We start from the raw sequence: 26,946 nt of genomic DNA, 5'->3' as shown, positions 1-26,946 counted from the left end.
GATTGCGCACCCGACAACGCCGAGCAGCGCCGCAACGCCCCCGGCCAGTGCTGCGACGCTTTGGCCTCGTGCGGTCATCTGATGTGCTCCGCTACATCGGGCACGTCGGCCACCTTGGTTCGCCGCGACAACTGCAAGGCGCGGATATAGGCTGCGATCGCCCACCGATCATGAGGCGGCACGCGATCGCCATAAGAGAACATCACTCCGTAGCCATTGGTCATGACGCCGTAGAAGTGCTGCGCCGGGGCGGCCAGAAGGCGGTCGATGTGATAGGACGGCGGTGCCGGAAAGCCATGCGCGACGATGACGCCGTCCCCGTCGCCGGCGAGACCGTGACAGGGAGCGCAGAAGATGCCGAAACGCTCACGCCCTCGCACGAGCAGCGCTTCCGTGACCGGCGGAGGGGGCCTGGCCGCCGCGTCACGATCGAGGTCACCTTGCGCGACCACACCAGCCGGCAGCGGCCGCGCCGTCGTCCCGTCCGGCCAAAGCGACGTCGGTGAGTTGGTCGCAAGCTTGCGCTGCTCGGTCATGCTGAGATCGCAGCCGGCGAGCAGGCCGGCGCATAGCGCGATACCTAGCAGTTGTGCAGCAATACGCCTCATGGCTCGACCTGCTGTATCGAAATGGCACCGAAGTCTGAGAGCCTTTTTGTCACTGCTGACCGATCATCGCCGTCCTGCGGACACTCGATCGCCAGCACGAACCGATCCTGGGTTGCACCGCCATATCCGTCTGCGGCGAACAGCGGGTTGCTGAGATAGGGCAGCCTCGCCTCGAAGAGGAACGTCGCAAAGCCGCACACCGCCGCCACCAGGATCCCGGTCGCAAACGGGACCAGCATGAAGGCCGGCCATGCATCGAGCGGGCGACCGCCGCTGTTGTAGGGATAGTTGATAGCCGCCGAATAATATTCGAGGCCGTAGGCTAGGGCCGCGGTCAGGACGCCTCCCACGAACATCACCGGACGGATCCGGCTTTCCCGATGACTGAGCTCGTCGTGCAGCTCTTCGAGAGGATAAGGCGTGTAGACCTCGACCACGCGGTACTGCGCGTCGCGCCCGCGGCGGGCCGCTTCGACAAAACGCCGCTGATCCGTGAATTCGGCGAGGAGCAACTGCGTCATGGCGATTGCCCTTCCGCAACCAGCTTTCGCACCTCATGCATCGAGACGACTGGAATGATCCGGACGAAGAGCAGGAACATCAGGGCGAACAGGCCGAGCGAGCCAAATGTCAACAGCCAGTCCCAAACGGTCGGAAGAAACATCCGCCATGCGCTGGGCAGATAGTCGTGCGACAGCGTGTTCCAGATGATCAGGATGCGCTCGAGCCACATCCCGATATTGATTATGACGGAAATGACGAACACTGCGATTACGTTGCTGCGTATCGCGCTCGACCAAAACGCCTGCGGTATCACCACATTGCAGAGCAAAAGTGCCCAGAACATCGGCGCGTAATGTCCGGCGAATTCGAACGCGACGAGGCTGCGATCGGCATGCTGGCCCCCGTACCAGGCGTTGAACCACTCGGTAGCATAAGACAGGCCCATAATGATCGACGCCGCCAGCATCACCTTGGCCATCACGTCGAAATGCGCGGTCGTGATCAGGCCCTGCATGCGGAAGCCCCACCGTACCAATGCAGCCAGGCAGAGGACCATCGCGAAGCCGGAATACATCGCGCCAACCACGAAATACGGCGGAAAGATCGTCTCCTGCCAGCCCGGCATCAGGCTGGCGGCAAAATCCATCCCGACCACGCTGTGCAGCGAGACGACCAGGGGAACGCCGAGACAGGCCAGCGCAAGATGAAGCTTCTCGTAGACATGCCATTGTCGCGACGAGCCGCACCAGCCAAGCGCGAGAGCGCCGTAGAAGATTGCCGGCGCCCGCGTCTGCGCGCGATCCCGCATGGTGGCGAAGTCCGGTATCAGGCCGACATACCAGAACAGGATCGAGAACAGGATGTAGCTCAGGATTGCCCAAAAATCCCAGATCAGCGCACTGCGCCACTGCGGCCAGAGATGCATCGTGTTGGGGTACGGCGTGAGCCAGTAGAAATAGATCGGCCGGCCGAGGTGAACGATTGGGAAAATGCCGGCGATGGTGGCTGCAAACAGCGTCATCGCTTCGGCAAACCGATTGGTCGACGCCCGCCAGCTCTGCCGCATCAACAGCAACATCGAGGAGATCAGCGTTCCCGCATTGCCGATGCCGATCCACCAGACGTAGTCGGCGATGGCGAAGCCCCACACTACGGTAGAATTCACACCCCAGATCCCGATCCCGCGATCGAAGACAAGGAACACCGTGACCAGGAATGCCATCGTGGCCGCGAGGCTGACGCAAAGGCCTATCCACCATGCGCGCCAGCTCCAGGACGAACGCTCCAACAACGGCGCCGCGACGATTGCATTGACGGCTTCAAGGCTGCGCGCTTCCGGCAACGTCCATCGCTCCGGCCCCGCCGTTCTCTCCGCAGGGATGGTCAGCGCCATGGTCATGTGCGTGCCTTCCCATAGTCGGGATTGGGATTCTGCAGACGGGCCAGGTAGGTTGTCCGCGGCCGTGTTCCGAGCTCGCCCAGAAGCGAGTAGCTCCTTGGATCCGCGCGCAGTGCGTTGATACGCGAGTGCGGATCGGACATGTCGCCGAAATGTATCGCCTGCGTTGGGCACGCCGCCTGGCAGGCCGTGACCACCTCGCCTTCCCGGATTACGCGACCTTCCCGTTCGGCGGCGCGTCTGGCGACGCTGATCCGCTGGACGCAGTAGGTGCATTTCTCCATCACACCCCGACCGCGGACCGAAACGTTGGGATTGAAGACGGCCTTGGCGATATCCTCGCCAAGGTTGCCGTATTCCTGGCCATCGGCATACCCGGCGAAATTGAACCGGCGGACCTTGTACGGACAGTTCGATTCACAGAAGCGCGTCCCGACACAACGATTGTAGACCTGAACGTTAAGCCCCTCGCTGTCGTGAATCGACGCCGCGACCGGACAAACGGGCTCGCACGGCGCGTGCTCGCAATGCATGCATGGCGTCGGACTGAATCCCGGACGCGCGTCGACTACATAGTGATCGATCCGCATCCAATGCATGTCGCGTCCCATGGCGATTTCGTCGGGACCAACAACCGGAATGTTGTTCTCAGCCTGACACGCCACGACGCAGGCATTGCAGCCAATGCAGGCCGACGCATCGATCGACATGGCCCATTTGTAGGTGTCGTCATGCGACGGTGGGTAGAGTGTCGGCGGATTGCCGCCTGGCCGCTCGACCTGGAATTTGCCGCCGACGAGGTCAGCAAGCGTCAGGCGCGGCTGCAGCTGTTCTGCCTCACCTTCCAGATCGAAGAAGTGCTGCGTCTGCAGCAGCTCGGCGCGGTGCCCTGCCCGTGTGATCGTGACATGATCAATCAGCCAGGGCGAGTCCGCGTTGCGCCAGGGATACACGTCGACGCCGATACCGGTTCCGATCGTCCCGGCATCGGTTCGACCGTAACCAAGTGTCGTCGACAGCACGCCGGCCGCCTGCCCCTTGCTTATCAGAGCTGGCATTTCGAGGGTTGCTTCGCCATGCCTGAGCTGCAGGACGTCGCCATCACGGACCCCGAGTGCGCGCGCATCGCTTTCCGCCACGTGCAATGCGTTTCCCCAGACCTGGCTGGTGAAAGGTTTTGGGCACTCCTGCAGCCAAGCGTTGTTGGCCATTCCGCCATCGAAGACGGCAGGGTCGGACGCGAGAGCGAGCGTGAAGCCTTCAGCTGCGGTAACTGGCGCCAGACTGGGAAGGCCGGCCGTTGGCAGCGAAATCTTCTCGAAAGCAGAGTTGGCAACGACCCCGTCGTGCAAGGTTTGCCGCCACCAATCTGCCAGGCCTTTCTCGGAAACCGCCGATTTCCACTGATTACGAATAATGTCGAGCGTGGGCGATCTGGCTTCCGCCTCAAGCATCGCCAGGATCTGATGCGGATCGCGACTGTCGTAGAGCGGTAAAATCAACGGCTGGATGATGCTTGCCGTCCCGTCAAAAGCCCTGATGTCGGACCAGTGTTCCAGCGCATGCGTCAGCGGAAGGTGCCATGTGCAATGTCGTGCGGTCTCGTCGCGGAAGCCACCGAAATGCGCCCGGAAGGGGACGGCTCTGATGGCTTCGCCGACCCCAAGCGAGCCGGGAGCGTTGTAGAGAGGATTGGCGTCGAGGATGATCAAGGTCTCAACGTGCCCTCCACGTACGTCGGAGACGAAGGTCCGCAACGATTCGTTGTGACTTTTTGCATCGGGATCGACTGACGCAATGAAGTCCACGGGCGCCTGCAGCTGCGCGTCGATCCAGTGGCAGAGGGCATGGACCTCGGCCGGTTGCCGCGGCCCGGCCATGACCAGGGCCGCACCGCGCCGCGCCTGGATGTCGGCGGTGGCGGCCGCTGCGAACCGCCTGATCTCATCCGGTAGCGTTGCCTGCTCCAACGGTGCGCCCAGCCCGCGCGCCACCTCGATCGCGAGGTTGCGGATCAGTTCGGGTCGCAAGGCGACCCGGTGATCGGCAAGCGCTCCGGTCAGGCTCCAGTCCGGTTCGGCAGAATAGAGCCGCAGAGAGTTGGTCGGCACCTGTGCGCGCCGTGCGTCAGCAATCTGGCGCGCATACCGGATCTGCTCAGGACCGGCGCCGATTGGATCCGCGTCGAGCGTCAACACGATGCGGGCGTCAGTAAAGCGCGGCAGTGCCGTCGCGAGGCGGCCGAAGGCCAGTTTCGTCCCGTTACGTATCGCGTCGTCATCGATAGGTTCGTATCGGTACCGTTTCATCTGCGGCATCGATCGCTTGAGCGATTCGAACTGAGCAAGCATGCTCGGCGAGGTGATGCGCCCCGTCAGGACTGCCAGTCCCTCTCCTTGCTTCGCGCGATGCCGATCGAGCCGCGGGCGCAATGCGGCCTCGAACGCACTCCACGATTGTGTTCGGTTATCGCTGTATGGTGCCTTCGAGCGGTCAGGATCGTAGAGCGACAGTACCGTTGCTTCGCCGTAGACGTCGGTTGAGCCGAGACTGGCTGGGTGGCGCGGGTTGCCCTCAATCTTGATGGGACGACCTTCGACAGAGGTGACGATCACTCCGCGACCGTAGCCGGCGAGAGGCAAGGCACTCGCGAACAGCAGGGGCAGCCCCGGCGTTTCGCGTTCGGGCATCTGCACATAAGGCACGACCTCTTCCGGAGGGCGACCGCACGAGGCCAGCGTGGCCGCAACGCCGGTCATAAACAGCTTCAATGCGGCACGGCGATCCAATGCGGGATCCAAGCCGTGCAGGCTATGCCTAGTGGTACGAGTGGCTTTCATGTCAGCTCATCGATGGCAGATCGAGCAGTCCGTGAGATGCTTATTGTCGAGGTACTGATGCGCCAAAATCACCCCGCGCTCGGCCTGATCGTCGGGAAACTTCCAATGCGGATCGAACACTTCAGACACGGGACGCATTTTCGCCGCGGGATTGCGGTGGCAGTCGAGGCACCATCCCATCGTGAGTGGGGCGGCCTGCCGCATCAACGGCATGTTGGCGACGTCGCCATGGCAGGTCGTGCAGCCGATGCCCTTGGCGACGTGGATCGAGTGGTCGAAGTAGACGTAGGCCGGCAGCCGATTCACCTTGTTCCAGTGAATGGGGTGGCCCTCTGCGAGGCTCTTGCGGATCGGAGCAAGCATCGCGGTCTGCGTGTAAAGCTGGGAATGACATGTCATGCAGGTGTGTGTCGGCGGGATTCCCGCGACAGGCGATGTCTCGACCCCGGTGTGACAGTAACGGCAGTCAAGGCCGAGACCGCCGACATGATGCGCGTGGCTGAAAGGCACAGGTTGATCGAGCGTGATCTCTTCGCCGGTCACGTGCTCTGACGCCGATACCCAATACGCTAATCCGATTGCAAGGAGCGGCACGACCACAATAGCTACCAAGACGCTGCGCGCCGCCGTATCCGCGACTGGTCGGAACAAATGCGGCATGCACGCTCTCACCGCCGCCAGGCCGCGCCCGATGCCTGGCGTCGAAACCCCGCCGGTCAAACGCGAGTGGAAATCCTTGGTTCCTAGGCGTGCGTCGAGCTCGGCAGCCGCAACAGGCAAGGATCCGCTCCTTAAGCAGTTACACTTGCTCGGATTTCGCCTCGTCGTATCGATGGAAGAATTTGATCACAACGGCTCGACCAGCAAGATGGTCCGGTTTGATGTGTCGGCTGCTCCGATTCGGGAGCCACAACCAGGAACAACCAGCGCGGGATCATCGTGAACGCGACCGACACGTGGTTTTCGTCATCCCAGAAGTATGCCTGTCCACCCGTCGTATCTGATCTGTTGGACTTAATGCACGGCCCTGCTGCCGCAACGAGAAGATACGGTTCGTTCGGATCGACCTAAATTGACAGGAACATCACAAAGTCCGTGTCGTTTGCTCAGCAAGGCCAGCTCGGCCATCTCCGATTCCAGCGAAGAGTAAGCTCATGGCACAGACCGTCGGCGACTTTATTGTCAACCGTTTGCATGATTGGGGCGTGCGCAAGATCTTCGGTTATCCCGGCGACGGTATCAACGGCGTGTTCGGCGCGCTCAATCGGGCCGACGGCAAGATCGAGTTCATCCAGGCACGGCATGAGGAGATGGCCGCCTTCATGGCGTCTGCTTATGCGAAGTTCACTGGCGAGCTAGGCGTCTGCATCGCCACCTCCGGACCTGGCGCGTCTCATCTTGTGACCGGCTTGTACGATGCCCGGCTCGACCATATGCCGGTGCTGGCAATCGCCGGGCAACAGGCGCGAACCGCAATCGGCGGCCACTATCAGCAGGAAGTTGACCTTCCGTCCATGTTCAAGGACGTCGCGGGAGCTTTTGTCCAACAGGCATCGGCCCCGGCCCAGGTTCGTCACCTGATCGACCGCTCGATCAGGACCGCGCTCGGCGAAAGGCGGGTTACGGCGATCGTCCTGCCCAACGATCTTCAGGAGATGGAATATGCAGAGCCGCCTCATGTTCACGGCACGATCCACTCGGGCGTAGGCTTCAATAAACCGAAGGTTGTTCCGTACGAAGCCGATCTTCGCAAGGCAGCGGACATTCTCAACAAGGGCAAGAAGGTTGCCATCCTGGTCGGCGCAGGCGCGCTTGGCGCGACTGACGAGGTAATTGCCATCGCAGACAAGCTTGGCGCGGGCGCTGCAAAGGCCTTGCTCGGCAAAGCCGTTCTTCCCGACGATCTTCCCTGGGTCACCGGCTCGATCGGCATGCTCGGAACCGAGCCGAGCTACGATTTGATGACCGAATGCGACACGCTTCTCATGATCGGGTCGGGCTTCCCCTATTCCGAGTTCCTTCCCAAGGAAGGCCAGGCACGCGGCGTGCAGATCGACATTGCGCCGGATATGCTTTCGTTGCGCTACCCGATGGAGGTCAATCTCGTCGGCGACGCCGCCGAAACGCTAAAGACGCTCTTGCCACTGCTTCGCGATAAGGGCGATGGGGCATGGCGCAAGCGGATCGCCTCAAACCTCAAAGATTGGTGGAAGACGCTTGAAGGCCGCGCGATGCAACCGGCCAAGCCGGTCAATCCGCAACGCATTACCTGGGAGCTGTCGCCCCGCTTGCCCGATCGCGTGATCCTGACGAGCGATTCCGGATCCTGCGCCAACTGGTACGCCCGCGACCTGAAGATCAGACGCGGCATGATGGCGTCGCTATCGGGCGGTCTAGCCTCGATGGGAGCGGCCGTTCCCTATGCGATCGCGGCCAAGTTCGCGCATCCTGATCGGCCCGTCATCGCACTGGTCGGCGATGGCGCCATGCAGATGAACAACATGGCCGAACTGATCACGGTGGCGAAATACTGGAAGAAATGGTCCGACCATCGCTGGATTGTCTGCGTCTTGAACAACGAGGATCTCAACCAGGTGACGTGGGAGCAACGCGTCATGGAAGGCGATCCAAAGTTCAATGCCTCGCAACAGATCCCCAACGTGCCCTATCACCGCTTTGCGGAGCTGATCGGCTTGAAAGGGCTCTTCGTCGACCACCCTGACCGGCTTGGCGCCGCTTGGGAAGAAGCTCTGGCCGCCGATCGGCCCGTCGTTCTCGAAGTCAAGACGGACCCCGAGGTCCCGCCGCTGCCGCCCCACATCACGCTGCAGCAAGCCAGAAAGTTCAGCGAGACTTTGATCAAGGGAGATCCGCGTGAACGCGGCGTGATCGCCGGTACCGCGCGTCAGGTTCTCGAATCCATACTGCCGGGCGGAGACCGTGGCGATGGCTGAGAGGTCCGGCGCAGCAACAATCGATCGCGTTTTCGCCTCGGCCTATCGCATTCCAACGGACCGGCCGGAGGCGGACGGAACGCTGGCTTGGACCTCGACGACCCTCGTCGTCGTCTATGTCAGCGCCGGCGGCCGACTTGGGCTCGGCTTGACGTACGCACATGCCTCGGTTCTGGCCGTGATCGAGGAATTGCTGGCGCCCGCCATCGCAAACCACGACTGCTTCGACGTCGGAGGCTGCTGGATCGCGATGCAGCGCGCCGTGCGTAATGTCGGGCGGTCCGGAATTGCAAGCTGTGCGATCTCGGCCATAGATCTCGCGCTTTGGGACCTGAAGGCGCAACTGCTCAATGTCCCGCTCGCAAAGCTGCTCGGCTGTTGCCGCGGCTTGGTTCCGGTCTATGGCAGCGGCGGCTTCACCTCCTATTCGAACGAGGAACTGGGTGAGCAGCTCGGACACTGGTCCAGGGTGGACGGCTGCCGGTTCGTCAAGATGAAGATCGGCAGCGATCCCGAGCTCGATCCGAAACGCGCAGAAGCCGCACGGCTGGCGATCGGTGACTGTCAATTGTTCGTAGATGCCAATGGAGCATTCGGTGTGGAGCAAGCATTGCGCTTTGCGGCCCGGACGGAAGACCTGGGAATTCGCTGGTTCGAGGAGCCCGTTACATCCGACGATTCCGAAGGACTGCACGCTGTCCGTACCCGGACGCCACCGGGATTGGAGGTGGCGGCGGGCGAGTATGTCTTTACGCTCGATGACGCGCGTCACCTTCTGTCGCAGGATGCCGTCGACGTGCTCCAGGCCGACGTCACACGTTGCGGCGGCATCACTGGCTTTTTGAGGATAGCCGCGCTGGCGGAGGCCCGGCACATGGAAATGTCAGCGCACTGCGCGCCGGCCATGCATCGCCATATCGCATGCGCAATCCCAAGGTTGCGCCATATCGAGTGGTTCCACGACCATGTCCGTATCGAGCAGATGCTGTTCGACGGCGCGCCGGCTGTGCGCGACGGCCAGATCGCACCAGACCTGACCCGCGTCGGGCATGGGCTGCGCTTCAAGGCCACAGATGCCGTCGCCTATCATATCTCGGGAGATGCATTGGCGTGAGACGGGTACCGGCAGCCGAAGCGCGGCGAAGAGCGCTCGCCTCCTTGCAGGTGACCGCGCGCAGTCTGAACGAGAAATATTCATTGAACGCTCCGGCCCGGACGCCCGATCCCGAATGGCGTAATGCTGTGGGGCGCAAGCTTAATCTGAGCTCGGCCCTGCTCTCGCTTTCCGTGCTGGCCGATAGCGGCCTCGAGCATTATCGCGGCTCCTTCCAGAACCGCTTGATGTATCTACCACTGGCGGTATCGGCCGCTACGGTTGCCGCAAGCCTGTTCGGGATCGCCGATGCGCGGGCGAAATCCCACGCGGTTCGCGACGGTCTCTATGTTCTCGCGGGTCTGACGGGGGCAACCGGCCTTGGCTTCCACGGATACAATGTCATGAAGAGGCCAGGCGGCCTGTCATGGCTCAACCTGTTCTACGCCGCGCCTGTCGGCGCGCCGATGGCTCTCCTCCTTGCCGGAGTGCTCGGCCGGGGCGCCGAAAGAATTCGCGACGATGAAGCGTGTACGATTCTGGGATATCCAGCTGGCAAGGCGCTGGGTCTGGTCACCTCTGCGGGGCTGGCGGGAACCGTGGCCGAGGCGGGTCTGTTGCACTTTCGCGGCGCCTTTCAAAACCCCGGCATGTTCCTGCCCGTTGTCGTGCCCCCGGCGGCTGCTGGGCTTCTCACGACCGCTCAGTTTCGTCCCGGCAACATCATGCGGCGCGCAGCGAAGCTCGGGCTCCGGCTGACGGCACTGCTTGGTTTTGCCGGCGTCGGATTTCATGCCTACGGCATCTCCCGCAACATGGGTGGCTGGCGCAATTGGAGCCAGAACATTCTGAACGGTCCGCCCTTGCCTGCGCCGCCATCGTTCACCGGATTGGCGCTCGCCGGGCTTGCCGCTCTGTCGTTGATCGAGAGAGGCTCACATGACTGAGCGCTATCCGGGCTACAATGTCCTCCACAAGCGCAACTCGGTGTCCTGGAACGATCAGACCCGCGCAGTGATCGATGCGCGCTGCGGCATCGACCCCGACTTTCACCAATTTTGCGACGAGGCCGAGTGGAAGACGCTCCGTTCGCTGTGCGATCACATCATCCCGCAGCCTCTCGATCGCCCCGTCAAGGCGCCGATCGCAGCGATCATCGACCAGAAGCTTTACGGCGGCAAAGGCGACGGCTATCGCGACGCCCACCTGCCCGAACAGGACAAGGCCTGGCGACTGGGGCTGGCTGCCGTTGACGCCGAAGCCATGGCAGCATGCGAAAAGCCGTTCTGCGAGTTGAGCGCTGACCAGCAGCATTGGCTGCTGGGCAAGATTCAACGGGGCCAGGCATCGAGCGAAGCCTGGCAGGACATGCCGCCTGCGATCTTCTTTGCCAAGCGGCTGCTGCACGACATCGTGAGTGCGTATTACGCGCACCCGGCTTCCTGGAATGAAATCGGCTTTGGGGGACCGGCGAGCCCGCGTGGCTACGTGCGCATGAACTTCGATCGCCGCGACCCCTGGGAAGCTGCCGAAGCATCGCCCGGCCGGGAAGACCAGGCGCGTGTGGAGAACGAACGTGTGGGATGAGACCCAGCCAAGGGCCCGGAACGGACGCGCGCCTGATGTATTCAGGCGAGGCGCGTGGGTCGCAATGCACGAATACCCAGAGGGCCAGCCGGTCGACTTCGCGATCATTGGAACTGGCGCGGGCGGCGGAACGCTCGCTTGCAAGCTCGCCGAGTATGGCTTCTCCGTCGTCGCCTTCGACGCAGGCCCCTACTGGCGTCCACTCGAGGATTTTGCCTCCGATGAGATGCATCAGTCGAAGCTCTACTGGACCGACCCACGAATTGTCGACGGCGACAACCCGATCCAGCTCGGGGCCAACAATTCGGGAAAAAGCGTCGGCGGATCGACGGTCCACTTCGCCATGGTGTCGCTTCGCTTCCGGCCCGAATGGTTCAAATCGCGCAGTCAGCTTGGTTACGCAGTCGACTGGCCGCTCGATTGGCGTGAAATGTGGAACTACTATACCGAGGTCGAGCAGGTCCTGAATATATCCGGGCCGCTTCGCTATCCTTGGGGCCCGAAGCGTCCGCGCTATCCTTACCGCCCGCACGAACTGAACGCCGCCGCGCTGGTGCTTGCCGAAGGCGCCGAAGCGCTCGGCATCGATTGGACGCCGACACCACTGGCCACGCTTTCCGCTCCCCATGGCCTCGCTCATCCGTGCGTCTATCGAGGAATGTGTGTGATCGGCTGCTCGACGAATGCCAAGCAGAGCGTGCTGCTGACCTGGTTGCCGCGCGCTCTCACCGCGGGCGCCGAAATCCGCGACCTTGCCATGGTGGGCTCAATCGAGCACGACCACGCAGGGCTCGCAACGGGCGTTCACTATCTGCGCGACGGTCGCTGGCGCTTCCAGCGAGCAAGGAATGTCGTGGTTGCCGGCTACGCCATCGAGACGCCGCGGCTGCTGCTCAATTCAGCCAGCGCAAAGTTCCCGGATGGTCTCGCCAACTCGTCCGGGTTGGTCGGCAAGAACCTGATGGTTCAGTCCAACCAGGCGGTATGGGGCGTGATGGACCGCGAAATCCGATCCTATAAGGGACCGCCCTCACTCGCCATCACCGAGCACTGGAATTACACCGATGAGGGCAAGGACTTCCATGGCGGCTATAGCTACATGAGCCAGGGCCCGCTCCCCATCGTCTGGGGCACAACCCAGGCCAGCAAGCGCGGATTGTGGGGGCAAGCCCTGCTCGACGCCATGGAGAATTACAACCATCAGGTCGGCCTCAAGATTGTCGGCGAGACGCTGCCCCGGGAACGCAACCGCGTGACCCTCTCCGACGAGCGTGACCAATACGGCCTGCGCATTCCACGCGTCACCTATTCCTTCTGCGACAACGACAAGCGCCTGATCGCACATTCGCTGAAATTCATGCGTCAGGCGCTGGAAGTCGTCGACGCACACGACATATGGGATGAAGACGACGACACCTGCCATCTCAACGGGACCGCTCGCATGGGCGATGATCCCGCGAGCAGCGTCGTCAATGCCGATTGCCGCTGCTGGGACATTCCCAATCTATGGATCTGTGACGGCTCGGTTTTTCCGACCGTAGGCGGCGTGAACCCTTCGCTGACAATCCAGGCAATCGCCTGCCGCACCGCCGATCGGATCAGGGCGATGGCCCGGCGCGGCGAACTGCCAAGTCTCTGACAGCTTTTGTCTGCCAGCTTCTTTGGCTGCCAGCTTCGTACCGCGATTACCTTGGCGTCCGACGCCAACGTCCGGCGGCGGCAGCTCCTGCCGCGAAGAATATCGCCGCGCCGGCGCCAACGCAGGCCGCACGCGCCAATTCCCCTTCAACCAGTAGCGCATGGAGGGACGATCCAACGCTGAATGAGCCTCTGGTCCGGTGCAAAGCGGTGACCGGGTGATCCAGATTGTCCTCGCGGCCCGCGGGGAGCGGGGTGCTGGTTTGCTGACCAGCCACGGCCTTGCGAGCAAAGTAGCGGTCGAGATACGCAGGAACTACGCTATTGCCGAGGATCGTAAGTATCGTTTGCAGGCCAAGCCAGTATTCGCGCGACGATCCTTCGGCCACACGAAACACCGCATCGGCCACGACTTCCGGCTCAACGGGCACGCCCATCGGACGCGGCCCGCGCGGCATGTGAGCGCGTGCCCAGTCAAATTGTGGCGTATTGACCGCCGGCAACTCGACGACGCTGACCGTCACGGGTGATCTTTCGTGAAGGAGCTCCGCGCGGAGTGAGTTGGTGAAACCGCGCATCGCGTGCTTGGCGCCGCAATAGGCGGCCTGCAGGGGAATGCCGCGATATGCCAATGCCGAGCCGATCTGAATAATGCGACCTCGCCGGCGCGGCCGCATGGATTTCAGCGCGGCCATAGTGCCATACACAAACCCGAGATAAGTGACTTCGGTAACGCGCCGGAATTCCGCCGGATCGATGTCCGCGACCGTCGAGAACACGGTTTCCATGGCATCGTTGATCCAGATATCGATAAACCCGAGCCGCCGTTCAAGGCGATCGACAGCGGCAAATACAGCCGCAGCATCGGACACGTCGACCGCTTCCCACTCCACCGCCTTGGCGCCGGATGCCAATAGTTCCCGTTGGACGGCTTCCAACGCAACTTCATCTCGCGCGATTAAACCGACGCGATCGCCCGCCTGAGCGAAACGATCCGCGATCGCGCGGCCAATACCGGCAGAAGCGCCGGTCACGATGACGGTACGGGCAGCATGTTTCATTCGACCCACCGGCAAATGGCTATGAAGGCTGTAGAAGGACACGGCGCCCCTGCGGGTGCCCGTGCCCGACAATCGCCAACCCTCCGACAGTGCCCGTTGTTCCTAGGAAGTTGATCCCTGGAGGCGCGACCGCAAAGAGGCCCGCTCGGACCGTCAGGCTGCGGAGTGATTTCCGGTCTCGCGCTCCGTGCGAGGCCGCTTGCGCTGCGTGAGACGGTGCACCGTGTTCACCAAAGCGACGTGGGAAAACGCCTGGGGGAAGTTTCCAACCAGCCGGCCAGGCTCAGGCGCATATTCCTCCGAGAGAAGACCGATATCATTGCGCAAACCGAGGAGCTTCTCGAGCAGAGCAAAAGCTTCCGCGTTGCGACCTGCCATATGATAGGCATCCGCGAGCCAGAAGCTGCAAGCTAGAAAGACCCCCTCTCCGCTCGAAAGCCCGTGCTTCGATGGGGCAGAACCGCAACGCCTGACCAGTCCGTCGACGAGCAGGTTTTGCTCGATTGCCGAAATCGTCGACTGCACCCGGGGATCATCGGGCGGAAGAAAGCCAACTACCGGCATACGGAGCAGGCAGGCGTCGAGCTCGGTCCCGCCATAGGTCTGGACGAACGATTTCTGATCGGCATTGTATCCATTACGACAGACGTCGCGATGAATGATCTGGCGCAGCTCCTTCCATTCACCTACCTCGCCCTTCATTCCGAACTCCGACGCGCTCTTGATGCCACGGTCGAACGCGACCCAGGCCATGAGCTTCGAGTATGTGAACTGTCGCGGTTCTCCCCGAAGCTCCCAAATTCCATGATCCGGCTCGGTCCAGATCTTTGCGAGATGGTCGAGCAACACACGCTCGATGGCCCAGGCTCTTCCGTTTTCGGCGAGTCCATCACATCGCGATTGATAAAGCGCATCCATTAGCTCGCCGTAGACGTCGAGCTGCAACTGTTTGTGTGCGGCATTTCCAATACGAACTGGCCGCGAGCCCTCGTATCCCGCCAACCACGGCACTTTCCATTCGGTCAACCGCCGCTCGCCCGAGACCCCGTACATGATCTGCAATTGCGCTGGGCTGCCTGCGACTGCGCGGACCAGCCAATCCCGCCAGGCCTTGGCTTCATCGTAGTAACCCGATCCCATCAGTGCCAACAGCGTCAGGGTCGCGTCACGGATCCAGCAGTATCGATAATCCCAATTTCGCGTGCCCCCGATCTGCTCCGGAAGCGACGTCGTAGCTGCTGCGACGATGCCGCCGGTCGGCTCAAATATCAGTGCCTTCAAGGTGATGAGCGAACGCTTGACGGCGTCGCAAAAGGGTCCGGTTTCGCGGCAACGCCCGGACCAATCCCGCCAGAACTGTTCGGTCGAGCTAAGGAGAGCATCCGCGTCCGGGGCATGTGGCGGGGCCGCCAGCCATGAGGCCTGGTACGACAGGACGAACCGGATGCGCCGCCCGGCACTGACCGAAAATGAAGCGGCGATTTTGGTATCCTGCTCCGACAGCAGCGTTTCGCTGTACAACAGCAACATATGCGGGCCTGCGACCAAACCGAATGAGCTCTCATCGAGGCGATTGACCCAGGGGACGGTCACTCCGTCGTCAAACCGCACCATGAGTTCTGTGTTCATCTCGACATGCCCGTCGATGCCTTCGACGATTCTGACTATGATTGAGTTGCTTTCCTTGGGCGGCATGAAATCCACGATCCTGGCTGTCCCGCTCGCCACGGAGACCACCGTTTCCAGAACAAGAGTCTCTGGGAGATACCGGCGCTTCACCGAGCCGATGCCCTTGGAAGCTAGTAGCCAATGGCCATTCCGCTCGTCGCCGAGCAACTTCGAAAAACAGCTCTGCGAGTCGAAGCGAGGCAGGCAAAGCCAGTCAATGGAGCCATCCCACCCGACCAGAGCCCCGGTTTCGCAATCGCCAATCAGTGCGTAGTCTTCTATTCGCGCCATTGCCGTATCCGTGGGCGAGCACGTTCGCCCTCGCACCGCCACGACTGGCTGTCACTGTGACTACCAGTGGCGGGGCGCAACTCATGCCAATCGGCATCACGTTTGGAAGCTCGCGATGGCCGCTTCGGCAGCCCGTGACCTCGGCACCTCGCCGCAACGCTAGACATCGATCAGAGCAATTCCCAGATCAGGCCGCTTTCTCCGGCGAAGGTTCACCACCGTCTCCGTAATCGTCACCTCGAGCGTGGGCTGGACCGAGCCGGACAGAAAGTGGCCGCCACGGAGCGAGCCATCTTGCAGGCCGAGCACCGCATGGAGATGAAGGCTCGCTTTGCCGTCGTCGCCTTGTGCCACGTCACCGATCAGGCTCAGCACCTCGCATTGCTCACCCACTTCGATGGGCTTGTATTTCTTGGCTTCGAGGTCAAACCAGCCGACCTTTGCCCTCGAGAAGGCGCCGATTGCGGCCACGGAGGCGGCACTGATCTTTTCGCGATCAGCGAAATCGGAGATGGATTTGAGTGCTTCCTCGCCTTGATCAAGGATCAGGACGAACGTTCGCTCCAGGCCGTCGTTGATTGACTTCGATCTCATCGAATACTCCGCTGCTGAGCCACTGTCATGTCCGGCAACGGTGCGAGCGGGTTCGCAGTTCCAATGTGATGCGGATATCCGACATCTAGGAATGACGCTTGTTCCGTTCATCCCGAGGGACGCGGCGTTGTGCTCTGGATCGAGCCCCGCCGCCGAGCAAAATAGGAACCGTCGCTATCCGGGCCGGTTTGCTGATGCAGGGTTAGGACTCCAGAAGGCGCGGCCATGTCAGTCTGGTTCAACAACGCACCGCCGCTTCTGCTCGATGAGTCAGTCAGCATTGCCATCGACTTTCTCGAGCGCAGCGGTGAATCCGACGACGTTCACGAGACATGCCAGTTTCTCGTCAACAATATCGGCTTCATGATCGCGCAGGGGCAGCGAAACAAGCTCTTGCTCGCAAACCGCGCGATTGCGGCGTATCGACGCTATCGAGCTGCAAGGACCGTCGAATTGTCGCGGGTCTCCTGACGCAGGAAGGCCACTGCAGCATCATGACCAACGGAGCGGAACATGCCGCTTCATCCAACCTGGCCCGATATCGCGATCCGCCTCGCACTGACCGTACTCGCCGGCGCAATCATTGGTTTTGATCGTGGCGCGCGAGGGCATGCTGCGGGTCTCAGGACGACCATCCTCGTTGGGCTCGCGGCCTCGCTATCGATGATTCAGGCCAATCTCCTGCTGAGCGTCGAAGGAAAGGCTTCGTCCTCCTTCGTCCAGATGGATCTGATGCGGCTTCCGCTCGGTATCTTGACGGGCGTAGGGTTTATCGGCGGCGGTACTATCCTCAAGAAAGGTGACCTTGTCACCGGCGTCACAACTGCGGCGACGCTTTGGCTGATAACGGTGATCGGCCTGTGTCTCGGCGGCGGTCAGCTTGTCCTTGGCTCCGTCGGAACGATCCTAGGGGTCGTCACACTCTCGATCCTCAAGATAGTCGACGTCAGAATTCCTCGTCTCCACCACGCCACCCTGACGGTCCATGGCGGCACCGACGCCGGCGCGATCGAGGCGATACCGAAATTGATCGAACCGCTGCACTATCGCGCTCACTTCCAGGAATTTCTGCACGACGGCAGCTCGGCCAACGCAGATTACGTCTTCGAAGTGTCGTGGCGCCAGCCCGAATACGCTCAACCTCCGACCGATCTCCTGCGCTTGATCGAGACGCATTATGTCGTGAAGTCCTTCGAACTGACAACGCTGAATGGCAGATAAGCCGGCAATGGGCCAACGTTCCGGACCACGATTGAAGAACGAAGTTAGGAACGCCGATCCGCGCGCGTCGTTAGGCGGTCTTGCGACCAGCCATGAGAGGACAATCATGAAGGTTTACGAAGCGATGACACGAGACGTTCAACTGTGCACCCCCGACAGTACGCTCCGCGAGGCGGCGGAAGCAATGGGAGCGCTCGCCGTCGGACTACTGCCTGTGACCGACAACGACCGCCTGGTGGGAATGATCACGGATCGGGACATCGCAGTGCGCGGTGTCGGCATGGGCCGCGGTCCGGACACCCGCGTCGGCGATATCATGACCGCCGAAGTGAAGTACTGCTTTGAGGACCAAGAGGTCGGAGACATTGCGCAGAACATGGGTGAAATCCAGGTCCGCCGCCTACCCGTCCTTAGCCGTGACAAGCGCCTCGTCGGTATCATTGCACTCGGTGACATCGCACAGGCGCAGCCTAACAACGGCACGGGCAAGGCGCTCAGCCGCGTCTCCCGGCCAATCGCCCAGCACGCGCAACTTTAGGCGTTCACGAGCAAGGTCCGAAGAAGCACTCCGCAAGGACTGCATACCAGGAACCGCTTATTCCCGCCCCTGCCCCCGGGGCGGGAGGCTGCTGGCCGGATTCGTATCCGTGCCCCGTCACGCCTCGTCCCTCTTGTATCTTCCCTTCACGAACGATCTCATCGCCAGTTTGTACCGCCCGCCTGTCACGGAAGTGGTACCGCAGCACTCCGAAAATGAGGCCAGTCATGCACAGCCTGGCGATAGCGAGCTCGAGCACGTGTGCCTATCAGCCGCGTCCCTACGGCGGGTATTCCCATCGAGACGTACGTCGTTAAGACCGACCTGACGCAGAAACGCGCCACACGGTGTTACCGACGTCGTCGGCGATCAGCAGTGCGCCGGACTTGTCGATCGCCAGTCCCACGGGTCGACCGCGAGACTTCTCGTTCTCGTTCAGGAATCCGGTCACCACGTCTTGCGCCGGTCCGCTCGGATGGCCATCGGCGAACGGCACAAAGACGACCTTGTAGCCGTTGAGCTGCGGACGGTTCCAGCTCCCGTGCTCGCCGACAAATGCGCCGCCGCGATAGGACGCCGGCAGACTGCTGCCGCTGTAGAACGCAAGCCCCAACGGCGCGACATGCGAACTCAACGCGTAATCCGGAACGATCGCCTTCGCGACCAGGTCCGGCCGCTGCGGTTGCACCCGCGGATCGACGTTCTGACCAAAATAACTGTAGGGCCAGCCGTAGAAGCCGCCATCCTTCACCGATGTCAGATAATCGGGCACGAGGTTCGGGCCGATTTCGTCGCGCTCGTTAATCACAGCCCAGAGGGCGTGGCTTTGCGGCTCGAACGTCAGGCCATTCGGGTTGCGCAGGCCGCTCGCAAAAACCCGAAAGCGGCCAGTTGCGCGATCGACTTCGAGGATCGCTGCCCGGTTCTTCTCAGCCTCGATTCCGTTTTCTGTGATGTTGCTGTTGGAGCCAACGCCGACATACAGCGATGCGCCATCGGGGCTCGCAACCAGACTCTTGGTCCAGTGATGATCGATCGGCCCACCGGGCAGCGGTGTCAGCGTTTGTCCCGGCTCGGTGATCTTGGTTTCACCCTCGTGGTAAGGATACCGAACGATCGCATCTGTGTTCGCGACGTAAAGATCGTTGCCGACCAATGCGACGCCGAACGGCGAATTGAGATGATCCAGGAAAACGCTTTGTACGTCAGCCTTGCCGTCGCCGTTTGAACCGCGCAACAAGGTGATCCGATTGCTTGCGCCGGTGTCGCCACCTGAGGTCGCCCAAGACTCCACCCACTTCATGATGAAGTCCTTGGGGCGCTTGATCGGCTCTGTCCCCGGCGCCTTGGATTCGACGACGAGAATGTCGCCGTTTGGCAGGACGTAGAGTGACCGCGGATGCTGTAGACCTGTAGCGAGAGCGTTGATTTGCAGGGTGTCGGGGACCTTCGGCTTCTCCCCCTGCTTCCACCCGACCACGGGCGCGATGTGCATCGGCGGCAGCAGGTATTGCTGCAGCGCGGGCAGATCCGGATGAGCGCCGATTTGGGTCTTCGGATCAGGTGCCGTCTCGTTGCAACCCGCGAGGCAGAGTGCCGCAGTCAATGTAGCCGCGAGTCCGATGTAGCTCGTATTCCTCGGTGTGTTGCACATCAGTCCATCACTCCGACCCGATGGCGATAGACCATGGCCCAGCCGAGCCAGCCCGTGAACAGCATGACGAGAACCGTCAATGCCGATAGCACCACCCCGGCAGGTACCACCGAGGTCCAGGCGTCGCGACTGTGAACGAAGGCATTGAACAGCGCGAGCAGCAGCACCACGACATTGCCCGCCATGTGGTACCAAGCATACGTCAGCCGGCGGATCAGGCGATTGCTCAGGAAGTCGATCAGCCCCGCGATCGCCGCGAGCGCTCCCATGATCAGACCGACGAACAGCAGCCACGCTGAGAAGTCGGCCCACATCATCTCGGCCGTGCTCCAGTAGGCAATATCGGTGACGAGCGCACCCGTGAAGCACGCGATTGGAAACGGCACCAGCATCGGATGGATCGGATGCATCGCGATCCGCGCCGTCGATACCGGATTGGCTGCGTGCGTCGCCGCCGCGGCGATGCTTTGCGCTTGTGCTTCCTGCTGCATCTGCGCTCCTCCATCGCTGCCTCAACGGCTCGCGCGGAGTCAGGTTCCTATCCTGTAGGCCAAGCGGCACCGATGCCACTTAGGAACCATGGTGCGTTACGCGCGTCGGGACACTGCATCGATCCCTAACCGAACTTTGCAGGACGTCGACTATGGTAAGAGAAGGCCCCGCTGAACCTCCACCGCAGAGCGCAGCAGAGACATCGCATGGCGCACGGGCGCGTCCTTACGGGATGGCAATAACGGCTGCAATTATTGCGGCCGTTATCATCGTTGTCGTCTATCTCATGATGAAATGAGCATCGGGCCGGTCGCCGGAGCAGTATCGATGCCCGATGTTCAGCCGACCGCCGAATGATATCACTGTGTGTTTTCAGCAGTCGCGGGCTCGACGATGTCGCTGAGCAGCGAGCTTATCTCGTCAAGCAGCCGCTGCTTGACCGCGTCGGCTTCGGCCGGATTCACCTTCGCGCTAACCGTGAGTTCGACAACCGGGCCCACCGCGTCGGAGACATTGACCACCTTCGACACATGGACCTCCGGCACCTGTTGCGCCCCGATTCCCGGATCCGCGCGCAGCTTCTCCAGCACCTGCTCGCTGATCTGTTTGATCGAGCGCCCTGCCCGTACCGGGAACGACACCTTCACCTCCCCCGTACCGGGATAGGTGCTGTGGTTGACGATTGCGCTGCCCCACACCGAGCCATTGGGCAGCAGAACCTGCGTGTTGTCGGGTGTGACCAGTTCGGTCATGAAGAGCGATAGCGCCCGCACCTTGCCGGCCTTTCCTGCAACCTCAACGTCATCTCCGATCCGGAACGGCCGAAACAACAGCAGCATCACGCCGGCGGCCAGGTTTGACAGCGTCCCCTGCAAGGCAAGGCCGATGGCCAGCGAGGTGGCGCCCAGCACGGCCACCAGGCTCGCGGTCTGAATGCCAAACAACTGCAGGACGGCGATCCCGACCACGGCAAGAACTGCGTAGCGTGCGAGGCTGGACAGAAAAACCGAGACCAGCGGATCGACGCGGTGAGCCGCCGTGAGCATGCGTGACACGAATTGTTGTGCAACGGTCGAAAGATACCATCCGACGATCAGGAGCACGATCGCCGAGACTGCATTCAGCCCGTACAGGACGAGAGACGCCTTGAGAGTTTCGTAGTTGAGCGCCATTGGACGTCCATCATGAAGGCGAGCCTGGCGGCGGCGGACCTGGCGGTGGCGGCATTGCGGTGCGAAGGCCAAACGCGCTTGGGAAACTTGCGTTCCCGACGTTGCGTGCATTGAAGGCGGACTTGCCGCCTACCGGCCTGCAAGCAAATCGGAACGGGGCGGCATGGAGCTCGGGAACGGTCTCGCGACCATCAAGGTTGCACGCTCGTTCGTTTCCAGCGCGATCTTCTGGGTCAGCATCACGTCACCCGCCACAAGCCGACCGACCGGCCGGAAGCACCAGCCCATCACGATCTGGCCCTGGTCGTCCATTTCATAGACATTGGTCGAGGTCCCGTAGCAGATGCGATATCGCTTGCCGGAGTCGGAGCCGACCACATCGAAACGCTTGTATCTTTCCAAATCCGACCGTTGCTCCGATGAGAGCCATCGGGATAGCAGAGCAGCTCCGCGTGCCTCGATCCTTTCATAGGCCCGCCACCGTTCGCGTATCGCGACGAGCGTCGCATACAACGCTCCAAATGTGCGTCGGGGTCGGCAAAACATCACGACATCGCGCAGACCGATTGTCATGCGGTCAACCGCCCACCAGCCTTGGATAGAACAGGGTCTCTTCCGCGGTTGGATCCAGCGATCTGACGAGCGTCGCCTGCCCGCCCGCAGTCCTGGTGGCCGCCGTATAACCGTCAGCCGTCAGCTCCTTGAAACGCGCGTCTGCGCGGGCCAATTCTTCACCGTTCATCGGATCGAAGAAATAGCGGGTGTCGCCGGTGTGATCCATGACTAGAAGCGTTGCCATCATCGTCTCCTTCGTTGGCCACGGCGACAACCTCTGTAGCTGCGCAGAGTTCCTAGTTGCCGGAGCCGCCAAACTGACACGACGGGCGATCTTCCGCTTACCCTTCCCGCTGCTGTGCCGGTAGTGGCCGATCGGCCTTCCTCTGGCCTTTCCCCGCAGGCCCGCCTCCTCAAACGCCTCGACCTTGGCGGTGCGCTGCGGCTTTCCCTGCTTCGGGCACCCTTTCGGGACCGACCAGCGGCCGCTTTCGCCGCGTCGTGATCAGAAGAACGCTCAGTTCGTCCTTGTGAAACCGGTAGGGTAAGACTGCAAATTGCACGGTAGGCATATCGCCGCGAACCTTCCAATCTTGATTTTGGGGTGAATGGCAAAAGCGCGAGGCCCTTCGCGCGGTTGAACTAACGCTCCGGGCTTGGAGCGGCGGCGCGCACCGCGTCTTTCGCGACAATTCTGAGATCTTCGATCGACTGGCTGCCGCGTCGCACCGCGGCAAGCAGGCTCGACGCAACGCTCGTTCTCCGTGCGATATCGAAGCGGGACAATTCTTTACAGGCCTCATCGAGTACTGCGCGAAGTGTCGCTGCCGTCTGACCGTCGATCATCCCCTGCCTCCATGGCATAGCTCCACTCTAACGCAGAGCGCAGGTTTCCGACTTTACGTATGTTAAGGCGATTGGCCGCGGACAAACTCGCCAATCCAGCCAGGACAGCGGCGCCGCCGCCGGTGACGATCAATTCGCCCCAGGAGCCGCCGCTGAGGTGCGCCTTAGCCGCGCCGCTTCGTGCGGAGATAGTCGGGAGAAAACAACGCGAGGTCCTGGAGAGCGCTCAGGTCGTTGATCGTCAGCATGCGATCACGCAGCACGATCAGTCGCGAGTTGCGGAGTTCCTGGAGCGTTCGATTGACATGAACCACCGACAGCCCGGTCGCATCGGCCAAATCGATCTGCGTCACTGGAAACGCGCAGGAACCGTCGTCAACCAATCCAACCTGGTGCAGCCGCTCCTGGATTTCGCACAACAGATGCGCAACCCGTTCAAGCGCCACACGCCGACCGATACTGACTGTCCACTCGCGCTGGGTTGCGCCACTTACCAGCGTTTCGCACCAGAAGGCCTCCGCGAGTGACCGGTCATTCGCGACCAGCTTCTCGAACAGCGAGCGCTTGATTTCGGCATAGCTGACCGATGTCAGCGTGCCGATGGAGTAATCCATCACCGACAGCAGATAGAGGTGGGCATCGCAGGTATCGCCGGGCAGGATGAAATTGACGATCTGGCGCCGGCCATCCTCCAGCGTCTTGTAGCGACAAAGCCAGCCCGACAGAATGATCCTGACGCTGTCGACAGCTTCTCCCTCGATGACCAGGTCCTCGCCTGGTCCAGCGCGATGCAATCCCTCCTGAATGGCCTGCTGCAGCAACACGGCCCCGTGTTCCGACAGCGGTCGGAGGGCATTGAGCCGCCGGATCACCGGCTGCGCCGGATTCCCCTCGAGCTTCTGGGGATGCATCTAACTCCCCACATTCGGCGTATGGACAAGCCGCGAACTGATCGGAATCGTGATCGTCCCGTGAAGTCCCGATGGATCGAAGGAAAGCGCCGTCTTGGCCTTGAGCTCGAACGCCAGCGTCCGCTCAAGCAATTCGGATCCAAATCCCTTGCGCTTTGGCGGCGTAACCGCCGGTCCGCCCCGCTCGCGCCAGTCGAACACAAGCTGTTGCGGATCCGCGGTCCCGTCGATGCGCCATGAAATCTCGATCCGCCCTGCCGTTTGGCTCAGCGCGCCGTATTTCAGGGCGTTGGTCGCAAGTTCATGGATGGTCAGCGCAAAGGTCTCCGCCGCCTTCGGCTGCAGGCGGATCGATGGACCGGAGACCCGCAATTGCTCCCCCTCGCGGGCATTGTACGCGAGAAGTTCCTCCACCACGAGATATTCGAGATCGACGCCGCCATCGGGGTCACGCGTTACCAGCGATTGAGTTCGCGCAAAGGCGTTGAGGCGGCCATCGAGATGCGCTGCATAATCCTCTACGCTTGTGCTTGTATCGGCCGAGCGGCGGGCAATCGAGCGGACGACACTGAGCGTGTTACGCACGCGATGCTGCAATTCGGCAAGCAGCAGCCGCTGCCGCTCCTCCGCCCGCGTGATGGCCGTGACATCAATGAAGGTGATCACCACACCGGCAATGAAATTGTCGATGCTTCGATAAGGCAGAATGCGCACGATGTAGCGCGTGCCGCTGTCGGGTGCCGTCAACTCCCGTTCGGCGCTCGCCAGCGTACGCAGCACACGACGGACATCGTCATAGAGCTCCTCGATCGGAATCCGCGCCTTGATGTGGGCGACCGGCCGGCCCACGTCCGTCTCGACAAGGTGAAGCACCTGGGTGATCGCAGGCGTGAAATTCATGACCTTGAGGTCATTATCCAGGAACACCGTCGCGATCTGCGTGCTTTCCAGGAAGTTCTTCAGGTCACTGGTCGCGCGGGTCAGTTCCTGCACGCGATGCGCCAGTTCGCCGTTGACGGTGGTCAGCTCCTCGTTGACGGATTGCAACTCCTCCCGCGAGGTCTCCAGCTCCTCATTGGCGGACTGCAGTTCCTCATTGAGGGACTGGTATTCCTCATTTGAGGATTTCAGCTCTTCGTTAGTGCTTTCCAGCTCCTCGATCGTGGCCTGGAGCCGTTCGCGGGTGGCGCGCAGCTCGCTCTCGAGGCGCTCCACATGTTCGGTCCTGACCAGGATGTTGGGATTGCTCTCTCTCGCATCGACGACCCTGGCGGGGCCGTCCTTGAACAGGACCACGAAATTGCGTTGACCGCCAACGCCGTCCAGGATCGGCTCGATGGTGATATCGACGAGCACGCGATGGCCGTTGACACCGAGTTGGACCTGCTCGGCATGTACGGCCTCATTGGTCTCGGCCGCGTGGCTCAGCGCAGTTCGCAGCTCCAGCCGAAGATCCCGATGCACCATCCCCAGCAGGTCCAGCGTCGCGGTCCCTGCCGTGGGCTCGATATAGCGCCCGGTGCGCCCGGAGAAATGCAGAATGTGGAAATTGTCATCGGTGATGACATAGGCCGGTGCGTAGCGTTCTGCGATGCGCTGGGCGCGGCGCTCGAGGCCGACGTCCGAGCCGAACGAGCGCATCGGCGGCACTTCGACGGCCGTGCGCCCGGCCGTGGTGGAGATCGGAAATTCCGGCGGCAGCCTCGCGCCAGTCTCCAGCTTCTTGAAGATGCGCGCGCGCCGGTCGACCGGCGCAAACAGCTTGGGGTGGCGCGTCACGTTCTCTGAATTGCCGAGAAACAGAAAGCGATCCGGCAACAACGCAAAATGGAACAGCGGGATCACCCGGTTCTGGAGCTCGGCATTCAGATAGATCAGCAGGTTGCGACAGGAAACGAGATCGAGCTTCGAAAACGGCGCATCCTTGATCACATTGTGCTGCGAGAAGATGCACATCTCGCGCAATTCCTTCACAACGCAATAGGTGTCACCCTCGCGGACGAACCAGCGCGCAAGCCGCTCGGGCGACATGTTGTCCTCGATGTTCGTGCGGTAACGGCCGACCCTTGCAGCAGCCAGCGCGCGCCCATCGATGTCAGTGGCAAAGATCTGCACCTGCGGCGTGGAATCCAGCCGTGCCATGTGCTCGCGCAGGAGGATGCCGATCGAATAGGCCTCCTCGCCGGTGGCGCAGCCCAGCACCCAGACGCGAACCTGCTGACCGGCGCCCTTGTTTTCGAAGATCTTCGGAATGATCTGCGTCTCCAAGACCTCGAACTCGCGCTTGTCGCGGAAGAACTCGGTGACGCCGATCAGAAGATCGTTGAAGAGATGCTGCGCTTCGTCCTTGTCGTTGCGCAGGAAATCCACATAGTCGGGGATTCCGTCGATCTGCACGACCTGCATCCGCCGCTGGACCCGGCGCAGGAAGGTGTTCTGCTTGTAGCCGTGGAAGTCGTTGCCGGTCTTGTTGCGCAGGATGTCGGCGATCCGCGACAGCGAGTTCGCGGCGGCGGCAAGCACCTCGTCGAACCCCTGTTTCTCCTCCAGCCGGCGCAGATGTCTGGCATAGACCTGGATATGCTCCGGAATGTCCTCCGGCGACAGCACATAGTCGGCGATCGCCGACGCCGTATTGCTGTCGTTGAAGTGGTTGGACCGGTCACCCGCGACCTTTTCGGCGATCGCCAGGCCACCATGATCCTTCAAGGTGGCGACACCGAGCGTGCCATCCCCGCCGATCCCCGCCAGCGCAACGCCGATCGATTGCTCGGCGCGCTCCTCCGCCAGCGAGACCAGGAAGCTGTCGATCGTGGCGCGTTCGCCCGGTGCCTGCTCGGCCTTGCGGACGTGGAAGCGATCGTTATGGATTGTGGCGATGGTCGCGATCGGGCACACATAGATGGTCCCGCCCTCGATTGTGGCGCCGTTGACGATCTCCGCCACCCGCGCGCCCCGCGCACGTTGCAGAATTTCGAACAGCCGGTCCCTGTCCAACGCTTCACTATGCTGCAGCACCAGGACGATGGCCTGGTCGAGTTCAAGCTTGAGCTCGGAAACAAAGCGCTCGATGCTGTTCGTTGCACCGGCCGAGGCGCCTACACCGATGATGAGCGGTACCTTGGCCTGGCTCTCCCCTTGCGCCGCTGGAGTGCCCACTTCATTCATGACTGCAACGGCCTCGTTGTTCGCGGGAATCCCTATCCCGGCTAAGCAGATAGCAGAACCTGACGTTATCCTAATAGACGAAATGGGGAAAATGGTTCCGGCGTGATAGCCCGGCCCAGCTCGCGGCCGGAGCTGCCATGGTCACGGCATGT

At 61.7% G+C, this 26,946-nt stretch carries 24 protein-coding genes; 8 read left to right on the top strand and 16 right to left on the bottom strand.

Going from position 1 to position 26,946, the window contains the following annotated elements:
• Positions 1 to 74: 74 nt before the first annotated feature.
• The 5 genes from AS156_RS16525 to AS156_RS16505 are packed head-to-tail and all read right to left on the bottom strand — an operon-like array spanning position 75 to position 6,011.
• Positions 75 to 608: a c-type cytochrome gene (locus AS156_RS16525; protein ID WP_066506161.1), complete on the bottom strand. Its 534-nt coding sequence runs from the start codon at positions 606 to 608 to the stop codon at positions 75 to 77.
• Complete coding sequence (locus tag AS156_RS16520) at positions 605 to 1,129, bottom strand: DUF3341 domain-containing protein (protein ID WP_066506159.1); 525 nt, start codon at positions 1,127 to 1,129, stop codon at positions 605 to 607. Before AS156_RS16520 ends, AS156_RS16525 begins: the two co-directional genes overlap by 4 nt.
• Positions 1,126 to 2,511 (bottom strand): NrfD/PsrC family molybdoenzyme membrane anchor subunit, encoded by a 1,386-nt coding sequence (gene nrfD / locus AS156_RS16515; RefSeq protein WP_245312859.1) that lies wholly within the window; start codon positions 2,509 to 2,511, stop codon positions 1,126 to 1,128. The genes AS156_RS16520 and nrfD overlap by 4 nt, the downstream gene beginning before the upstream one ends.
• Positions 2,508 to 5,300 carry a 4Fe-4S dicluster domain-containing protein gene (locus tag AS156_RS16510; RefSeq protein WP_347336626.1) on the bottom strand — a complete coding sequence of 931 codons (2,793 nt, stop codon included), beginning with the start codon at positions 5,298 to 5,300 and terminating at the stop codon, positions 2,508 to 2,510. Before AS156_RS16510 ends, nrfD begins: the two co-directional genes overlap by 4 nt.
• A 57-nt stretch (positions 5,301 to 5,357) precedes the next feature.
• Positions 5,358 to 6,011, bottom strand: coding sequence for a cytochrome c3 family protein (locus AS156_RS16505; RefSeq protein WP_066506195.1), 654 nt, complete (start codon positions 6,009 to 6,011; stop codon positions 5,358 to 5,360).
• Positions 6,012 to 6,505: 494 nt separating this feature from the next.
• Between AS156_RS16505 and AS156_RS16500 the strand changes: the two genes are divergently transcribed.
• The 5 genes from AS156_RS16500 to AS156_RS16480 are packed head-to-tail and all read left to right on the top strand — an operon-like array spanning position 6,506 to position 12,624.
• Positions 6,506 to 8,305, top strand: coding sequence for a thiamine pyrophosphate-requiring protein (locus tag AS156_RS16500; protein WP_066506155.1), 1,800 nt, complete (start codon positions 6,506 to 6,508; stop codon positions 8,303 to 8,305).
• A complete protein-coding gene (locus tag AS156_RS16495) occupies positions 8,298 to 9,419 on the top strand; it encodes an enolase C-terminal domain-like protein (RefSeq protein WP_066506152.1) in 1,122 nt (373 codons plus the stop codon). The genes AS156_RS16500 and AS156_RS16495 overlap by 8 nt, the downstream gene beginning before the upstream one ends.
• A 50-nt stretch (positions 9,420 to 9,469) precedes the next feature.
• Positions 9,470 to 10,345 carry a hypothetical protein gene (locus AS156_RS16490; protein ID WP_245312865.1) on the top strand — a complete coding sequence of 292 codons (876 nt, stop codon included), beginning with the start codon at positions 9,470 to 9,472 and terminating at the stop codon, positions 10,343 to 10,345.
• Positions 10,346 to 10,385: 40 nt separating this feature from the next.
• Positions 10,386 to 10,985 carry a gluconate 2-dehydrogenase subunit 3 family protein gene (locus AS156_RS16485; protein ID WP_245312857.1) on the top strand — a complete coding sequence of 200 codons (600 nt, stop codon included), beginning with the start codon at positions 10,386 to 10,388 and terminating at the stop codon, positions 10,983 to 10,985.
• On the top strand, positions 10,975 to 12,624 hold the full coding sequence (locus tag AS156_RS16480) for a GMC family oxidoreductase (RefSeq protein WP_066506142.1): 1,650 nt from the start codon (positions 10,975 to 10,977) through the stop codon (positions 12,622 to 12,624). The genes AS156_RS16485 and AS156_RS16480 overlap by 11 nt, the downstream gene beginning before the upstream one ends.
• A 46-nt stretch (positions 12,625 to 12,670) precedes the next feature.
• Here the strand turns inward: AS156_RS16480 and AS156_RS16475 are convergent, their stop codons facing one another.
• The 3 genes from AS156_RS16475 to AS156_RS16465 all read right to left on the bottom strand — a co-directional run bounded on the left by AS156_RS16475 (position 12,671) and on the right by AS156_RS16465 (position 16,237).
• A complete protein-coding gene (locus AS156_RS16475; RefSeq protein WP_066506141.1) occupies positions 12,671 to 13,684 on the bottom strand; it encodes an SDR family oxidoreductase in 1,014 nt (337 codons plus the stop codon).
• A 153-nt stretch (positions 13,685 to 13,837) separates the two neighbouring features.
• The gene (locus AS156_RS16470) at positions 13,838 to 15,643 is read right to left on the bottom strand and encodes a glycoside hydrolase family 15 protein (RefSeq protein WP_066506140.1); all 1,806 of its coding nucleotides are present in this window, start codon (positions 15,641 to 15,643) and stop codon (positions 13,838 to 13,840) included.
• Between the two features lie 159 nt (positions 15,644 to 15,802).
• Positions 15,803 to 16,237, bottom strand: a complete 435-nt coding sequence (locus AS156_RS16465; RefSeq protein ID WP_066506138.1) for a PPC domain-containing DNA-binding protein — start codon at positions 16,235 to 16,237, stop codon at positions 15,803 to 15,805.
• Positions 16,238 to 16,462: 225 nt separating this feature from the next.
• Here AS156_RS16465 and AS156_RS16460 point away from each other — a divergent pair, with 225 nt between their 5' ends.
• From AS156_RS16460 to AS156_RS16450, 3 genes are all read left to right on the top strand, one after another.
• Positions 16,463 to 16,708, top strand: a complete 246-nt coding sequence (locus tag AS156_RS16460; protein ID WP_066506132.1) for a hypothetical protein — start codon at positions 16,463 to 16,465, stop codon at positions 16,706 to 16,708.
• Between the two features lie 42 nt (positions 16,709 to 16,750).
• The gene (locus AS156_RS16455) at positions 16,751 to 17,458 is read left to right on the top strand and encodes an MgtC/SapB family protein (RefSeq protein ID WP_066506129.1); all 708 of its coding nucleotides are present in this window, start codon (positions 16,751 to 16,753) and stop codon (positions 17,456 to 17,458) included.
• Positions 17,459 to 17,564: 106 nt separating this feature from the next.
• A complete protein-coding gene (locus AS156_RS16450; protein ID WP_066506193.1) occupies positions 17,565 to 17,996 on the top strand; it encodes a CBS domain-containing protein in 432 nt (143 codons plus the stop codon).
• A 313-nt stretch (positions 17,997 to 18,309) separates the two neighbouring features.
• On the opposite strand, the gene AS156_RS16445 is transcribed toward AS156_RS16450, so the two are convergent.
• The 8 genes from AS156_RS16445 to AS156_RS16415 form a co-directional block, all read right to left on the bottom strand.
• Positions 18,310 to 19,650 (bottom strand): PQQ-dependent sugar dehydrogenase, encoded by a 1,341-nt coding sequence (locus tag AS156_RS16445; RefSeq protein ID WP_066506127.1) that lies wholly within the window; start codon positions 19,648 to 19,650, stop codon positions 18,310 to 18,312.
• Complete coding sequence (locus tag AS156_RS16440; RefSeq protein WP_066506190.1) at positions 19,650 to 20,060, bottom strand: DUF2231 domain-containing protein; 411 nt, start codon at positions 20,058 to 20,060, stop codon at positions 19,650 to 19,652. Before AS156_RS16440 ends, AS156_RS16445 begins: the two co-directional genes overlap by 1 nt.
• 441 nt (positions 20,061 to 20,501) lie before the next feature.
• Positions 20,502 to 21,314 carry a mechanosensitive ion channel family protein gene (locus AS156_RS16435; protein ID WP_066506124.1) on the bottom strand — a complete coding sequence of 271 codons (813 nt, stop codon included), beginning with the start codon at positions 21,312 to 21,314 and terminating at the stop codon, positions 20,502 to 20,504.
• A gap of 129 nt (positions 21,315 to 21,443) precedes the next feature.
• Positions 21,444 to 21,887, bottom strand: coding sequence for a hypothetical protein (locus tag AS156_RS16430; protein ID WP_245312855.1), 444 nt, complete (start codon positions 21,885 to 21,887; stop codon positions 21,444 to 21,446).
• 4 nt (positions 21,888 to 21,891) lie between these two features.
• Positions 21,892 to 22,113 carry a hypothetical protein gene (locus AS156_RS16425; RefSeq protein ID WP_066506186.1) on the bottom strand — a complete coding sequence of 74 codons (222 nt, stop codon included), beginning with the start codon at positions 22,111 to 22,113 and terminating at the stop codon, positions 21,892 to 21,894.
• Positions 22,114 to 22,511: 398 nt separating this feature from the next.
• Positions 22,512 to 22,715, bottom strand: a complete 204-nt coding sequence (locus AS156_RS42090; protein WP_136626259.1) for a hypothetical protein — start codon at positions 22,713 to 22,715, stop codon at positions 22,512 to 22,514.
• A gap of 164 nt (positions 22,716 to 22,879) precedes the next feature.
• Positions 22,880 to 23,626 carry a Crp/Fnr family transcriptional regulator gene (locus AS156_RS16420; protein ID WP_066506122.1) on the bottom strand — a complete coding sequence of 249 codons (747 nt, stop codon included), beginning with the start codon at positions 23,624 to 23,626 and terminating at the stop codon, positions 22,880 to 22,882.
• A complete protein-coding gene (locus tag AS156_RS16415) occupies positions 23,627 to 26,794 on the bottom strand; it encodes a CheR family methyltransferase (RefSeq protein WP_066506120.1) in 3,168 nt (1,055 codons plus the stop codon).
• Positions 26,795 to 26,946 lie beyond the last annotated feature (152 nt).

It is taken from the genome of Bradyrhizobium macuxiense (genome assembly GCF_001542415.1).
Lineage (GTDB): Bacteria > Pseudomonadota > Alphaproteobacteria > Rhizobiales > Xanthobacteraceae > Bradyrhizobium > Bradyrhizobium macuxiense.
Note: the sequence above shows the minus strand (reverse complement) of the source record. Positions and strands in the feature narration are given on the sequence as shown.